The sequence below is a fragment of the Sphingomonas phoenicis genome (assembly GCF_047238005.1).
Lineage (GTDB): Bacteria > Pseudomonadota > Alphaproteobacteria > Sphingomonadales > Sphingomonadaceae > Sphingomonas.
Genome location: NZ_JBDFMC010000002.1, coordinates 2,034,623 through 2,048,176, shown reverse-complemented (window position 1 = coordinate 2,048,176; position 13,554 = coordinate 2,034,623). Strand labels below are relative to the sequence as shown.

The following is a 13,554-nucleotide window of genomic DNA, read 5'->3' as shown; positions in this document are numbered from 1 at the left end:
TCCGGAGACGATCATGGCCCAGCGCCCCGCCCATCTGAAACCGCCCGAGCACCTCTCCCCCAATCCCCCCGTGCCCGAACCCCGCCCGATCGAGCAGCGCGACGACGATCCGCTGGGCCGCGATCCCGTCCGCTACGGCGACTGGGAGCTGAAGGGGATCGCCGTCGACTTCTGACGCGGTCGCCGCATTCCGCCCCCGGAACGAAATCGCCGCCTGAACGTCCCGCCCTGATGAGGATCGACCGGCGGATCGCACTCGGCATCGCGGCCGTCGTCATCGCCCTGTTGCTCCTCGTCCTCGCCGCCTTTCCCTGGGGCGCATTGCGCGGCATCGTCGAGCGCGAGGCGACCGAGCGGTTCGGCCGCCCGGTCACGATCGGCAGTGTTCAGCGGCTCGACCGCTTCGGCTTCACCCCCACGATCGCCATCCGCGACGTCCGCATCGCGCAGGCCGGCTGGGCCGGCACCGGCGACTTCGCCCGGCTCGGCACGCTCACCGTCACCTTCCCGGTCTGGCCGCTCCTGACCGGCGACTTCCGCCCCCGCGATGTCCGGGTCGACGGCCTTTCGCTCGCCCTCGTCCGCGACGCGAACGGCCGCACCAACTGGCAGCGCCCCGGCAAGCAGGAGCAGGGGGGCGGCGCGCCCGATCTCGGCGGCCTCGCCGTGCGCAACGCCGACATCCGCTATGCCGATGCAAAGCAGGACCGCACCGTGCGGCTGGCCGTCGCGATCGATCCCGCCACCGGGCTGAAGGCGCAAGGGGCCGGCACCATCAACGGCACCCCCGTCCGTCTCGCCATCGCCGGCGCCGCGCCGCTCGCGGGCATGCCGTGGCCCTTCGTCGCGCGGATCGAGGGCGACCGGCTGGCGATGCGCGCCACCGGCACGATGGACCGTCCGCTCGACACCAACGCGATGACGCTCGACGTCACCGCCCGCGCCAGCGACCTGAAGCTGATCGACGCGGTGATCGAGGCCGGGCTGTTCCGCACCCGCCCCGTCGCGCTCCGCGCGCACGTCCGCCGCGATCCGGACCTGTGGCGGATCGAGCGGCTGACCGGCACCATCGGCCGTTCCGACCTGACCGGCGATCTGACCGTGAAGAAGGTCGACGGCCGGTCGAAGATCGACGGCCACATCGCCTCGCGCGCGTTCGACTTCAACGATCTGACCTCGGCAGAGGGTCGCGCGAAGGCCGCCGCGCAAGAAGCGCGGATCGGCCCGCGGCTGGTGCCCGACACCCGCGTCGACATCGGCAAGATCGACAGCACCGACGGCCGCCTGTCCTTCACCGTCGGTCGCATCGTCGGCACCTCCGCGCCGCCGGTGCTCGGCATGGCCGGCACGCTGGTCATGGACCACCGCCGGCTGACGCTGGCCCCGCTGCGACTCCGCCTGTCGCAGGGCAACGTCACCGGCCGCGCCGTCGTCGACCAGCGCGACGGCGCGCCCGCGCCGATGGTCACGCTCGACCTGCACCTGACCGGCGGCGACGTCGCCGCCTTCGCCGCCGGCGGCCAGTTCACCGGCCGCCTCGCCGCCCGCGTCCGGCTGAAGGGCAGGGGAGAGACGATCCGCTCGGCGATCGGCCGGTCCAGCGGCACGATCGGCTTCGTCGTGCAGGACGGTCGCCTGCCCGCCCGCTACGCCGCCGCGCTCGGCTTCGACGCCGGCCGCGCGCTGCTGGCCGGGGAGGGCGACCGCGCCGGGCTGCGCTGCCTGATCGCCGAACTCGCGATGCGCGGCGGCACCGGCCGCGTCTCGCCGCTGGTCGTCGACACCGCGATCAGCCAGCTGACCGGCAGCGGCACCGTGACCTTCCCCGACGAGCGTCTCGCCCTCTCGCTCACCGGCGCCCCGAAGCGCGAGGTGATCCTCCGCATCCCCGGCACCGCCACCGTCGCCGGCACCATCCGCAGCCCCGACCTGGTCATCCCGCCCCAGGTCAAGTCGGTCGGCAACATCCTGAAGGCGATCGGCCGCCGCATCGGCGGCAACAGCGGCCCCGTCGCAACCGACGCCAACTGCACCGCACTGGCCGCAAGGGCGCTTCGCTAAGGCCACGCGCTATCCCACCGCCCCGGCATGAAGGGTAGCCGCTCAAAGCCCACCGTCATCCCCGCGCAGGCGGGGATCCAGACGCGCAACCATCGCGCATCGAACCGCAACGCCAGCGTCTCTGGATCCCCGCCTCCGCGGGGATGACGAAGGAGGGCAGGACAAGGAGCAGACACGCGCTTCCACCACTCCCCCGAACGCCGCCTGCCATGCCGGCACGCTACCCCTCCGTCATCCCGGCGAACGCCGGGACCCATGGACACGGGGTCGCCAGTTCGAGCGAGCGACATCGCCCGCCATTCCGCCATCTCCCACCGCCAGCGCCCCAAAACGAGCACCAGCCCGGCAAAACCACCGTCATCCCCGCGCAGGCGGGGATCCAGACGCGCCACCGTCGCGCATCGAGCCGCAACGCCAGCCTCCCCCGATCCCCCGGCCCAAGCATCACAGGCATCAGGAAACACGACGCAAAACCCGCAACACCCCGATCGAAACACCCACTGGCACCGCGCCCCGACCGGTCCTATCCCCCGCAGATGATCCGCCGCCGGCTCACCGCTTTCCTCGCCGAAGAACGCTGGGAATTCGCACCCCACGAACGGCCGGTGATGCCCGGCTCGCCCGGGTCGCCCGACCATCCGGTCAGTCGCCGGATCGCCTATGCCGTCATCGCCATCCTGCTCGGGCTCACCGCCGGGCTCGGCAACGCGCTGGTCGCCGCGAACACCACCACGCTGCAGGGAGCGCTCGGCCTCGATCCGGCGGAGATCGCGTGGCTGCCTACCGTCTATGTGATGACCAACGTGTCGATCAACCTGCTGCTCATTAAGTTCCGCCAGCAGTTCGGCCTGCGCCCGTTCGCGCTCATCTTCCTCGCGCTCTATGCGCTCGCCACCTTCGCCCATCTGTTCGTGCGCGATTTCTCGTCGGCGATCATGGTCCGCGCGGTCAGCGGCATGGTCGGCGCGTCGGTCAGTTCGCTGTGCCTCTATTACATGATGCAGTCGCTGCCCGCGAAATGGCGGCTGAAGGCGGTGGTGCTGGGCATCGGCGTGCCGCAATGCGCGACGCCGCTCGCTCGCCTGTTCTCGCCCGATCTGCTCGCCCTGTCGCAGTGGCGCACACTCTATCTGTTCGAACTGGGCCTCGCGCTCGTGTCGCTGGCGGCGGTCGCGTGGCTGCGCCTGCCGCCCACCAACCGGCAAAAGGCGTTCGAGCCGCTCGACTTCCTCACCTTCACCCTCTTCGCGGGCAGCACCGCGCTGTTCTGCGCGGTGCTGGGGCTCGGCCGCATCGTCTGGTGGACCAACGCCGCGTGGATCGGCTGGGCGCTGATCGTCGCCATCCCGATGTTCGCCGCCGCGCTGATCGTCGAGCACAACCGCGCCAATCCGCTCCTCAACACCCGCTGGCTGGGCAGTGCCGACATCGTCCGCTTCACCATCGTCACCATCGTCGCGCGCATCGTGCTGGCCGAACAGACCTATGCCGCCACCGGCCTCCTCACGCTGCTCGGCCAGAACAACGACCAGCTGGTGGTGTTCTTCACCATCCTCTTCGTCGCCTCGGTCGCCGGCGTCGTCGTCAGCGCGGTGACCCTGAACGTCGAACGGCTGACCCATCCGGTGATGCTCGCCATCGCGATGGTCGCGGTCGCCGCCTTCATCGACTCGCACTCGACCAGCCTCACCCGCGCGCCCCAGCTCTACGCCACGCAGGCGGTGATCGCCTTTTCCGCCACGCTGTTCCTCGGCCCCTCGCTGCTCTTCGGGATGACCCGCGCGCTGCAACAGGGCACCGGCCACATCATCAGCTTCATCGCGCTGTTCGGGATCATCAACTCGGTCGGTGGCCTTGCCGGCACCGCGCTCCTCGGCAGCTACCAGCAGGTGCGCGAGAAGGCGAACAGCGCCGCGCTGGTCCAGGCGATCGATCCGACCGACCCGATCGTCACGCAGCGGCTGGCCGCCGGCGGCGCCGCGGTCGGCCGCGTCGTCGGCGACCCGGCACTCCGCACCGCGGAGGGCGGCGCGCTGTTGTCGCAGGCCACCACGCGGGAGGCGAACGTCCTCGCCTATGACGACGTATTCCGGCTGGTGTCGCTGGTCGCCGCCGCGACCGCCGCCTATCTCATGTTCCTCCTGGGCCGACGCCACTGGCGCGCCAGAAAGGCCGCCGCATGACCGATACCCGCCCGCCCGTCTCTACCACCCCGCCAGTCTCCACCACGCCGATGACCGAGGAGCGCGCGGCGGAGGTCGCCGCGCCGGTTCCGCCCGCCGCGCCGGACGCGGCGCCGGTCGGCTCCGGCTGGCGCCCGCCGCGCAACAACCGCACCGTCATCGTCGTCCTGTCGCTCGTCGCGCTCGCCGGCGTCCTCGCGGTGCTGGCGGCATGGCGCCTGCCGCCCTTCACCACCGCGTACGAGGCGACCGACAACGCCTATGTCCGCGGCCGCACCACCGTCATCAGCCCGCAGGTCAGCGGCTATGTCACCCGCGTCCTCGTCCGCGACTTCGCCGACGTGCGCGCGGGCGAGCCGCTGGTCACGATCGACGACCGCATCTACCGCCAGCGCGTCGATCAGGCGACGGCCCAGGTCGACGCGCAGCAGGCGACCCTCGCCAACGCCACGCAGGCCGGGCGCAGCCGTCAGGCCAGCTTCGCCGCGCAGGACGCCGCCGTCGCTAACGCAGAGGCACAGCTGATGCGCGCCCGTGCCGACATGGCCCGCGTCAACGATCTGGTCACCGACGGATCGGTGTCGTTGCGCGAACGCGACCAGACCCTCGCCGCGCTCCGTCAGGCACAGGCCGGGGTCGAACAGGCGAAGGCCGCGCGCGAGATCGCCCGTCAGGACATCCGCACCGTCGAGGTCGGCCGCGGCGGCCAGCAGGCCGGGGTGTCGGGGGCGGAGGCCGCGCGCCGCCTCGCCCGGATCGATCTCGCCAACACGATCATCCGCGCGCCCGAATCGGGACGGCTCAGCGAGGTCGGGGTGCGCGTCGGCCAGTACGTCACCGCCGGCTCGCAGCTGATGTTCCTCGTGCCCCCCGAAACCTGGGTGATCGCCAACCTGAAAGAGGCGCAGACCGCGCGCGTCGCCGTCGGCCAGCGCGCCTCCTTCACCGTCGACGCGCTCGCCAACGAGCGGCTGACCGGCCGGGTCGAGCGGATCTCGCCCGCCGCCGGGTCCGAATTCGCGGTGCTGAAGGCCGACAACGCCACCGGCAACTTCACCAAGGTACCCCAGCGCATCGCCGTCCGCATCCGCATCGACCCCGGCCAGCCCCTCGCCGCCCGCCTGCGGCCCGGCATGTCGGTGCAGGCCCGCATCGACACCGGCCCGCAATGATCCTTCCCCCCTCTCCGGCGATATACCCCACCCCGGGGATATCCCCCACCCCGGCGAAGGCCGGGGCCCAGTCGGGGGACGATGATGAGAACACGCCCGTGCTACCGCAAAAGCCTTCCCACCCGGGCCCCGGCCTCCGCCGGGGTGGCAAGATAGCCGCCCTCGCCCTCCCGGCATTCATCCGGGCTCTGATCGATCGCGCGACGCCGCGAAGGCTGAACGAGGCGGGCGCATCCGGCTCGGCACCGCGAAGCGAAACGGCAACGACCACCCCTCCGCGCCTCCGCGTCTCCGCGCGAACCACGGCAACGCTGGCCGCCCTCGTCACCCTCGCCGCCTGCACCGGCCCGCGCCCGCCGGTCCCGCCCGCCGCCGCCGTCGCCCCGCCGCCCGCATGGCGCACCGCGCTCGGCCCCGGCGCGGCGGTCGATCGCCAGTGGTGGACCGCGTTCGGCGACCCTGTCCTCGCCGACCTCGTCGTCCGCGCGCTTGCTGCCAACCCCGATCTCTATGCCGCCGCCGCCCGCGTCGACGAGGCACGCGCCGCCGCCCGCCTCGCACAGGCGCAGCGCACGCCGACCCTGTCCGCCGGCCTGCCCGTCACCGACGGCCAGACGGTCAGCCCGCTCGGCCGCCCCAGCGATGCGATCGGCACCCAGCCGCTGCTGCAGGCCAGCTACGATCTCGACCTGTTCGGCCGCCTGCGCCAGGCCAGCCGCGCCGCCGCCGCGCAGCTGCTGGCCAGCGAGGGTGGGCGCGACACCGTCCGCCTCGCCGTCGCCGGCACCGTCGCCACCGGCTATGTCTCGCTCCGCGCGCTCGACCTGCGCCTCGCCGTCGCGCGCCAGACGCTGGCGGCGCGGGCGGAGGGATTGCGCTTCGCCCGCCGTCGCGCGACCAGCGGCTACACCTCGAACCTCGAACTGCATCAGGCGGAGGCGGAGTACCGCGCCACCGAGCAGCTCGTCCCCGCCGCCGAACTCGCCGTCGCCCGGCAGGAGAACGCGCTCAGCCTGCTGCTCGGCACCAGCCCCGGCCCGATCCCGCGCGGGCTGCCGCTCGACCGGCTGGCCGCGCCGCCGATCCCCGATGGGCTGCCCGCCGACCTGCTGCGCCGCCGGCCCGACCTGTTCCAGGCCGAACAGTCGCTGGTCGCCGCCGACCGCACGCTCGACAGCGCGCGCGCCGCGATGCTGCCCAACGTCGCGCTGACCGGCTCGGCCGGGATCGTCCTGTCGACCGCGCTGGCCGATCCGATCGGGGTGTTCTCGTTGGGCGGCAGCATCCTGTCGCCACTGCTCGACGGCGGTCGCCTGCGCGCGCAGGCCGATATCGCCGCCGCCCGCCGCGATCAGGCCGCCTTCGCCTACCGGCGCGCGGCCCTCGTCGCCTTTCGCGAGGTCGACGACGCGCTGGCCGGCGTCCGTCGCTCGGGCGAGCAGGCGGTGGCGCTCGGCCGCCAGCGCGATGCGCTCGCCGCCGCGCTCCGCACCGCGTCGAACCGCTACCGCGCCGGCTATTCCTCGTACATCGAGCAGCTCGACGCCCAGCGCGGCCTGCTCACCGCCGAACTCACGCTGATCCAGGCCCGCGCCGACCGCCTGACTGCCTATGTCGCGCTCTATCAGGCGTTCGGCGGCGGCTGGACCCGCGACGACGTCGCCGCGACCACGCGCTGAGCAACGCCCCTCCCCGAAACAGGGGGAGGGGCGCGGCGGGATCAGCCCTGCGTGGGCGCGGGCGCGGCCGGCACGGCGGGGGCAGGTGCCACCGGTGCGGCCCCGCCGGCGACGGGCGGCGGCGGCGGCGCGTCCGGCCCGTGGCGACCCGGACCACCCGGCCCACCCGGACCGCGATGCTCGCCCGGTCCGCCCGGCCGGGGGCCCAGCGGCAGCACCTTGTTCGCCGCATCGACCAGGAACGACGCGTGCAGCATCCCGCGGTCGTAGCGGCCCTGGACGCTGACGGTCTGCCCCGGCGCCACCAGCGCGGCGTCCTCGCCGGCGCGACCCAGGTCGACCAGCGCCCGCCCGCTGCCGTCGCTGGCGACGAACTTGTTGCCGAACACCTCGGCCACCTGGCCGCGGATCGTGACGATGTCGTCACCCGCGGTCAGCGAGCGGATCGCGGTGGGCCGCATCGGCGCCATCTCGACCGTCGGGCCGAACGCCTTGCCGGCCAGCGCACCGCCGGCCCCGCCGACGACGAACAGCGTGGCCGCGGCGATCGCGCAGGTGCCGCGGCGCGAGAGATTGAAGGGAAGGGGCATGGGATAGTCTCCGTGTGGTTGGTGTCGCCCTTCTACGCCCCGCCCCCCGTTCCCCGCTGAACCGCGCCGTTCAGTTTCGGTTTAGGGCGCGGGGGTAGCGCCATTCCCGCCAACGCTGCGCTTCCGGCCGCGGACCGCAGCGTTTATGGATCTCCGTCTGCGCGGGGATGACGAGGGAGGAAGGGCCACAGCATGCGCGTACTGCTCGTCGAGGACGATCCCGCACTCGGCGACGCCACCGCCCGCGCGCTCCGCGCCGAGCATTTCGCCGTCGACATCGCCACCGACGGCGAGGATGCCGGCCATCTCGGCGCGACCGAAACCTACGACGCCGTCGTCCTCGACCTCGGCCTGCCCACCCGCGACGGCCTGTCGATCCTGGCCGAATGGCGGCGCGAGGGCCGCACCATGCCCGTCCTGATCCTCACCGCGCGCGAACTGTGGTCGGACAAGGTACAGGGGTTCAAGGCCGGCGCCGACGATTACCTGACCAAGCCGTTCCGCGTCGAGGAGCTGGTCATGCGCCTGCGTGCCCTCGTCCGCCGCGCTGCCGGCCACGCCGCCAGCGTCATCCGCTGCGGCGCCACCAGCTTCGATGCGCAGACCGGCCAGTTCGAGCAGGACGGCCTGCCCCTGAAACTCACCGCGTTCGAATGGCGCGTCCTGTCGGCCCTGATGCTCCGGGCGGAGATCGTGGTCGAGCGGCTCGACCTGCTGGAACGGGTGTACGAGGGCGATGCCGACGTCGATTCGAACTCGCTGGAGGTCATCATCGGCCGCCTCCGCCGCAAGATCGGCGCCGACCGGATCGAGACGGTGCGCGGCCGCGGCTACCGCCTGACCGCTGGCGCGCTGGCATGAGGGTGCTGCCCGCCTCGATCCGCGGTCGCCTGCTCGTCATCGCGGTGGCGACGACGCTCGCCGCGCTGGTCGTCGCCGGGCTGGGCATCGCCGGCCTCCTCGAACGCTATGTCACCGGCACCGTCGACACCCGCCTCGACGACCGGCTGGCGGTGTTCAGCGCCGCGGTGACGCGCGCCGGCGCGATCGACCCGGCGCTGGCGAACCGCCTCGACACCATTGCCGCCCGCGACGGGATGTGGCGCATCGATGCGCCGCACGGTACCGCCGGATCGACCATGACCGATGGCGATCCCGGCATCAGCTTCGCCGGTGGCCAGCAGCTTGGCCCCGTCGCGACGCTCGCCGCCGGACGCCATCACCCCGATCGCCGCGACCCGGACCGCGACGGTCGTCCGGCGCGCGGTCCATCCGGGCTGGAATACCCCCCCGGTGACGACGCACGTTCGCGGCGCGGCCCGGGGTCCGGCGGTTTCGGCCCTCCCGACGAGGCCGAACGCCCCTCTCCGCCATCGCCTGCCCGGCTCCCGCCCCTTGCCGGCAGGACCGTGGATGGCGGTCCGGGCCGCGACGATCCCCCCGCGGCACCGCCGCCGCCGCCGGTCGCGGACGCCGGCCTGGCACCCACGCCCTTCGATGCTCGCCTCGCCGATGGCACCCGCGTCCATGGCCGCTGGCAACGGGTGCCGACCGATGCCGGACCGGCGCTGGTCGCGGTCGCGGTGCCGCGGTGGATGATCGACCAGCCGGTGCGCCAGGCACTGACCCCGCTCGTCGTCATGCTCGCGCTCGTCGGCGCGCTGCTCGCCGTCGCCACCATCGTCCAGCTGCGCGTCGGACTCCGCCCGCTCGATCGGCTGCGGCTGATGCTGGCGGAGGTGCGCGGCGGCACCCGGCGCCGCATCAACCTCGACGTCGCCACCGAACTGCGCCCGGTGGTCGTCGAACTCAACGCGCTGATCGATGCCCAGCACGCCCAGCTGGAGCGCGCGCGCGGCCATGTCGCCAACCTCGCCCATGGCCTGAAGACCCCGCTCGCCGCGCTCCGCCTCGATCTGCCCGCGCACGATCCCGCCGGTATCCTCACCGCGCAGGTCGACCGGATCGAGGGGCAGGTCCGCCACCATCTCGGCCGCGCGCGCGCCGCCAGTATCGGCGATCTCGCGACACCCCCCGTCGCGCTCGCGCCGGTCGTCGCCGACCTTACCGACGCACTGTCGCGCATCCATGCCGATCGCGGCATCGCCTGCACGCCCGCCGTGCCGCCGTCGCTGACGGTCCGCTGCGATCGTCAGGATCTGGAGGAACTGCTCGGCAACCTGCTCGACAACGCCTGGCGCCACGCCCGCACCCGCGTCGACCTGACCGCCACGGTCACCGGCCGCGATGCGACGATCGCCATCGCCGACGACGGACCCGGCATCCCCGCCGACCGTCTCGCCGACGCCGTCCGCCCCGGCCGCCGCCTCGACGAGGCCGGCGACGGCCACGGCTTCGGCATCCCGATCGCCCGCGAACTGGTCGAGCTGCACGGCGGATCGCTGGCGATGGCGGGCGGGGAGGGGGGCGGCCTGACCGTCACGATCCGCCTGCCTGCCGGGGTGGGGGAATAGACTGGATCTCGATCAGGTCTCGTCAACAGCATCGTCACCCCGGACTTGATCCGGGGTCCCGCTTATCCCGCGTCCAGCGGGATCCCGGATCAAGTCCGGGACGACAACTGTATGAAGCTGATCGACAGCGGCTCCAGAGTGCGGTTCACCGGGAGTGAAGCACCCCGGCGAAGGCGAGACTTCTGCAAAACCCGCCCGTTATCCCGGCGTACGCCGGGACCCATCTCTCCACGAGCGTCCAGGCCGTTGATGTTGCGTGTCCATGGTCCCGGCGTGCGCCGGGATGACGCATAAAAGCGAGTTTCGAGGGGCTTCTGCGAGGTCTAGTGAAGGCCGGAGCCCGGTTGGAAAGACCATCGTCGATCGAACGTGACGGTACAAGGAAGCCCGTCGTGGTCGACTGAGCCCCTCCCCTTCAGGGGAGGGGTTGGGGGTGGGGCGCTTCCGCAGGCGCAGCGTTCGTGGTCAGGCCCCACCCCAACCCCTCCCCTGAAGGGGAGGGGCTGGATGATGTCACCTCAACGCGACGCGCCCTGCCCCGACCCCTCAATCCTTCCCCGAACCCGGCTCCGCCATGCTGCGGTGCTGCTCGGCCAGCACCGCCGCCGGCGTCACATTGGCCAGCACGCCCTGGATCTTGGTCTTCAGCCCCGAAAAGATCGATGCCTCGCCCTTGTTCATCGCATCCCAGCCATCCTTCGCCACCTTGGCCGGATCGCTCTTCGATTCCGACTGGCCGACCGAGGTGTCGAGCATGTCCGCGCTGGCGAAGAACTCGGTATCGACGGGGCCCGGCTTCAGCGTGGTGATCGTCACGCCCTTGGCGTCCTTGATCTCGTTGCGGATCGCGTCGGTGAAATAATCGATGAACGACTTGGACGAGTTGTACACCGCCTGGAACGACCCCGGGATGTATCCCGCGATCGATCCGGTCACCAGCACCTTGCCGTCGCCGCGCGCCACCATTCCCTTCAGCACCTTTTGCAGCAGGTACAGCGTGCCGGTGATGTTGGTGTCGATCACGTGCCGCCAGTCCTCGACCCGCTGGTCGAGGAACGCGTGGCCCAGCCCCTTGCCGGCATTGGCGCACAGCACGTCGATCGGCCGCCCGTTCGCGGCGGCCAGCAATGCGTCAACTCCCTCCAGCGTCGACAGGTCCGCCTCGACCGACTGGACCTGCGTCCCGAACTGCCTGAAATCGGCCGCCGCCGCATCGATCAGCGGCTCGTTCGCCACGACCAGCACGTCATACCCGTCCTGCGCCGCCAGCGACGCCAGCTCGAACCCGATACCGGTCGACGCACCGGTGACGATCGCGAATTTATCGGCCATTGTTTCTCTCCTGTCCGCATGTTGTCGAATGACCCGTCATCCCCGCGCAGGCGGGGATCCAGAGCCGCTGTCCTTGCCCATCCAGCCGATACGCCAGCGTGTATGGATCCCCGCCTGCGCGGGGATGACGACGGATGACCGGGCTGCCGATCCGCGTCCTCGCCATCCCGCCGGTCGAGGTACATGCTGTCCGCCACCGCCGACGTTCCGTCGGTGACGACGGAACGCTATGCCGCCACCCGGTCCATCCCCGGCTTCAGCACGATCTTCGTCACCTCGTTCTGCTGGTCCTTGAACATCTTGTACCCCTCCGGCGCCGCCGACAGCGGCATCCGGTGGGAGATCAGGAACTCGGTGTCGATCTTGCCTTCCATGATCGCGTTCAGCAGCGCGGGCATGTAGTGCTGGACGTGCGTCTGCCCGGTCTTCAGCGTCAGGCCCTTCTCCATAAAGGCGCCCAGCGGAAACTTGTCGACGAAGCCGCCATAGACCGCCGGCATCGACACGCGCCCGCCCTTGCGGCACGCGATGATCGCCTGCCGGATCGAATGTGGCCGGTCGGTGCCCAGGAACGTCGATGCCTTGATCTGGTCGACGATATTGTCGACGAACAGCCCGTGCGCCTCCAGTCCCACCGCGTCGATCACCGCGTCGGGGCCGATCCCGCCGGTCATCGTCATCAGCGCGTCGTACGTCGCCGATTCCTCGAAATTGATCGTCTCCGCGCCGAACTTCCTCGCCAGCTCCAGCCGGTGCGGGAAATGGTCGATCGCGATCACCCGCTCGGCGCCCATCAGGAATGCCGACTGTACCGCGAACAGCCCCACCGGGCCGCAGCCCCATACCGCCACCGTGTCGCCCGGCTCGATCTGCGCATATTCCGCCGCCTGCCATCCGGTCGGCAGGATGTCCGACAGGAACAGCACCTTGTCGTCCTCGACCCCGTCGGGGATCACGATCGGGCCGACGTCGCTGAACGGCACGCGGACATATTCCGCCTGGCCGCCGGCATAGCCGCCGGTCATGTGGCTGTATCCGAACAGCCCCGACATCGGCTGGCCGTACAGCGTCTGCGCGATGTCCTGATTGTCCGCGGGCAGGCCGTTGTCGCACGCCGAATACTGGTGCTTGCCGCAATGATAGCAGCTGCCGCACGCGATCGTGAACGGCACGACGACGCGCTGCCCCTTCTTCAGGGTCGATTTCGGTCCGGTCTCGACCACCTCGCCCATGAATTCATGGCCCAGGATGTCGCCCGACTTCATCGTCGGGATGTAACCGTCGTACAGGTGCAGGTCCGATCCGCAGATCGCCGTCGACGTCACCTTGATGATCGCATCGCGCGGGTTGACGATCTCGGGATCGTCGACGGTGTCGATGCGCACGTCGTGCTTGCCGTGCCAGGCCAGTGCTTTCACAGTCCCATCTCCTCGAACTGTTTCGGGTTCATCGCGGGGGTCGCGATCTCGCCCGTCTCCATCAGCTGCTTGAACCGGCGCAGGTCGCGGCGCGCCTGGATCGCCGGTTCGCGCTGGAACATCTTGGCGACCACCTTGCCGATCACGCCGCCCGGCGGATCGTACAGGATCGTCGCGGTCACCACCGTGCCGCGCCGGCCGGCATCGCGGAACGTCACCCGGCCCGAATTGGGCACGTCGGCGCCCTCCTCGCTGCTCCACGCGATCAGCCGCCCGGGTTCCTCCTCGGTCACCCGCGCATCCCATTCCACCGTGGTGCCGCCGGGCGCCTTGACCACCCAGTGCGATCGCGTGGCATCGGCCACGTCGATCCGAACGACGTTTTCCATGAACTGCGGCCAGTTTCCGAAGTCGCGGAAGAACGCATAGACGTCGGTCAATGGCTTGTTGACGGTCAAGGAACAGTTGACGATGGTATCGCCCTGCGCATCGGTGATCTGCGCGGCGGCTTCGGCAGCCGCTTCCCGCCGTTTCGAGGTCTCGAGCGGCGCGTCGTCGCTCTGCCCGTTTGCAAGGTCGCGCATCGGCATCTCCTCATGCTGGAATGCGGCACCAACCGCGCGCCGACGCTGTCGGTTCCGCCGG

Annotated in this window: 11 protein-coding genes; 7 read left to right on the top strand and 4 right to left on the bottom strand. The window is 71.2% G+C overall.

Annotated elements, in window-relative coordinates:
• The first annotated feature begins 13 nt into the window (after positions 1–13).
• The 5 genes from ABC319_RS10950 (at position 14) to ABC319_RS10930 (ending at position 7,095) form a co-directional block, all read left to right on the top strand.
• Positions 14–175 (top strand): DUF1674 domain-containing protein, encoded by a 162-nt coding sequence (locus ABC319_RS10950; protein WP_413070250.1) that lies wholly within the window; start codon positions 14–16, stop codon positions 173–175.
• A gap of 56 nt (positions 176–231) precedes the next feature.
• A complete protein-coding gene (locus tag ABC319_RS10945) occupies positions 232–2,061 on the top strand; it encodes an AsmA family protein (protein WP_413070249.1) in 1,830 nt (609 codons plus the stop codon).
• Positions 2,062–2,597: 536 nt separating this feature from the next.
• Entirely contained in the window at positions 2,598–4,244 is a 1,647-nt protein-coding gene (locus tag ABC319_RS10940) for an efflux MFS transporter permease (RefSeq protein ID WP_413070248.1), read from the top strand.
• Entirely contained in the window at positions 4,241–5,416 is a 1,176-nt protein-coding gene (locus ABC319_RS10935; protein WP_413070247.1) for an HlyD family secretion protein, read from the top strand. The genes ABC319_RS10940 and ABC319_RS10935 overlap by 4 nt, the downstream gene beginning before the upstream one ends.
• A gap of 311 nt (positions 5,417–5,727) precedes the next feature.
• The gene (locus tag ABC319_RS10930) at positions 5,728–7,095 is read left to right on the top strand and encodes an efflux transporter outer membrane subunit (protein WP_413071682.1); all 1,368 of its coding nucleotides are present in this window, start codon (positions 5,728–5,730) and stop codon (positions 7,093–7,095) included.
• A gap of 41 nt (positions 7,096–7,136) precedes the next feature.
• On the opposite strand, the gene ABC319_RS10925 is transcribed toward ABC319_RS10930, so the two are convergent.
• Complete coding sequence (locus tag ABC319_RS10925) at positions 7,137–7,685, bottom strand: single stranded DNA-binding domain-containing protein (protein ID WP_413070246.1); 549 nt, start codon at positions 7,683–7,685, stop codon at positions 7,137–7,139.
• Positions 7,686–7,877: 192 nt separating this feature from the next.
• On the opposite strand from ABC319_RS10925, the gene ABC319_RS10920 reads away from it, so the two are divergent.
• Both ABC319_RS10920 and ABC319_RS10915 read left to right on the top strand, forming a co-directional pair.
• A complete protein-coding gene (locus tag ABC319_RS10920; protein WP_413070245.1) occupies positions 7,878–8,546 on the top strand; it encodes a response regulator in 669 nt (222 codons plus the stop codon).
• Positions 8,543–10,159, top strand: coding sequence for a sensor histidine kinase (locus ABC319_RS10915; protein WP_413070244.1), 1,617 nt, complete (start codon positions 8,543–8,545; stop codon positions 10,157–10,159). Before ABC319_RS10920 ends, ABC319_RS10915 begins: the two co-directional genes overlap by 4 nt.
• A gap of 546 nt (positions 10,160–10,705) precedes the next feature.
• On the opposite strand, the gene ABC319_RS10910 is transcribed toward ABC319_RS10915, so the two are convergent.
• The 3 genes from ABC319_RS10910 to ABC319_RS10900 form a co-directional block, all read right to left on the bottom strand.
• Entirely contained in the window at positions 10,706–11,491 is a 786-nt protein-coding gene (locus ABC319_RS10910) for an SDR family NAD(P)-dependent oxidoreductase (protein ID WP_413070243.1), read from the bottom strand.
• A gap of 227 nt (positions 11,492–11,718) precedes the next feature.
• Positions 11,719–12,909 (bottom strand): zinc-dependent alcohol dehydrogenase, encoded by a 1,191-nt coding sequence (locus ABC319_RS10905; protein ID WP_413070242.1) that lies wholly within the window; start codon positions 12,907–12,909, stop codon positions 11,719–11,721.
• On the bottom strand, positions 12,906–13,493 hold the full coding sequence (locus ABC319_RS10900) for an SRPBCC family protein (protein ID WP_413070241.1): 588 nt from the start codon (positions 13,491–13,493) through the stop codon (positions 12,906–12,908). Before ABC319_RS10900 ends, ABC319_RS10905 begins: the two co-directional genes overlap by 4 nt.
• Positions 13,494–13,554: the final 61 nt, after the last annotated feature.

Excerpts from the sequence above, each read along its gene's own strand:
- ABC319_RS10910 (WP_413070243.1), bottom strand. The coding sequence starts at position 11,491 with ATGGCCGATAAATTCGCGATCGTCACCGGTGCGTCGACCGGTATCGGG.
- ABC319_RS10915 (WP_413070244.1), top strand. The coding sequence starts at position 8,543 with ATGAGGGTGCTGCCCGCCTCGATCCGCGGTCGCCTGCTCGTCATCGCG.
- ABC319_RS10900 (WP_413070241.1), bottom strand. The coding sequence starts at position 13,493 with ATGCGCGACCTTGCAAACGGGCAGAGCGACGACGCGCCGCTCGAGACC.
- ABC319_RS10945 (WP_413070249.1), top strand. The coding sequence starts at position 232 with ATGAGGATCGACCGGCGGATCGCACTCGGCATCGCGGCCGTCGTCATC.
- ABC319_RS10950 (WP_413070250.1), top strand. The coding sequence starts at position 14 with ATGGCCCAGCGCCCCGCCCATCTGAAACCGCCCGAGCACCTCTCCCCC.
- ABC319_RS10920 (WP_413070245.1), top strand. The coding sequence starts at position 7,878 with ATGCGCGTACTGCTCGTCGAGGACGATCCCGCACTCGGCGACGCCACC.
- ABC319_RS10935 (WP_413070247.1), top strand. The coding sequence starts at position 4,241 with ATGACCGATACCCGCCCGCCCGTCTCTACCACCCCGCCAGTCTCCACC.
- ABC319_RS10925 (WP_413070246.1), bottom strand. The coding sequence starts at position 7,685 with ATGCCCCTTCCCTTCAATCTCTCGCGCCGCGGCACCTGCGCGATCGCC.
- ABC319_RS10940 (WP_413070248.1), top strand. The coding sequence starts at position 2,598 with ATGATCCGCCGCCGGCTCACCGCTTTCCTCGCCGAAGAACGCTGGGAA.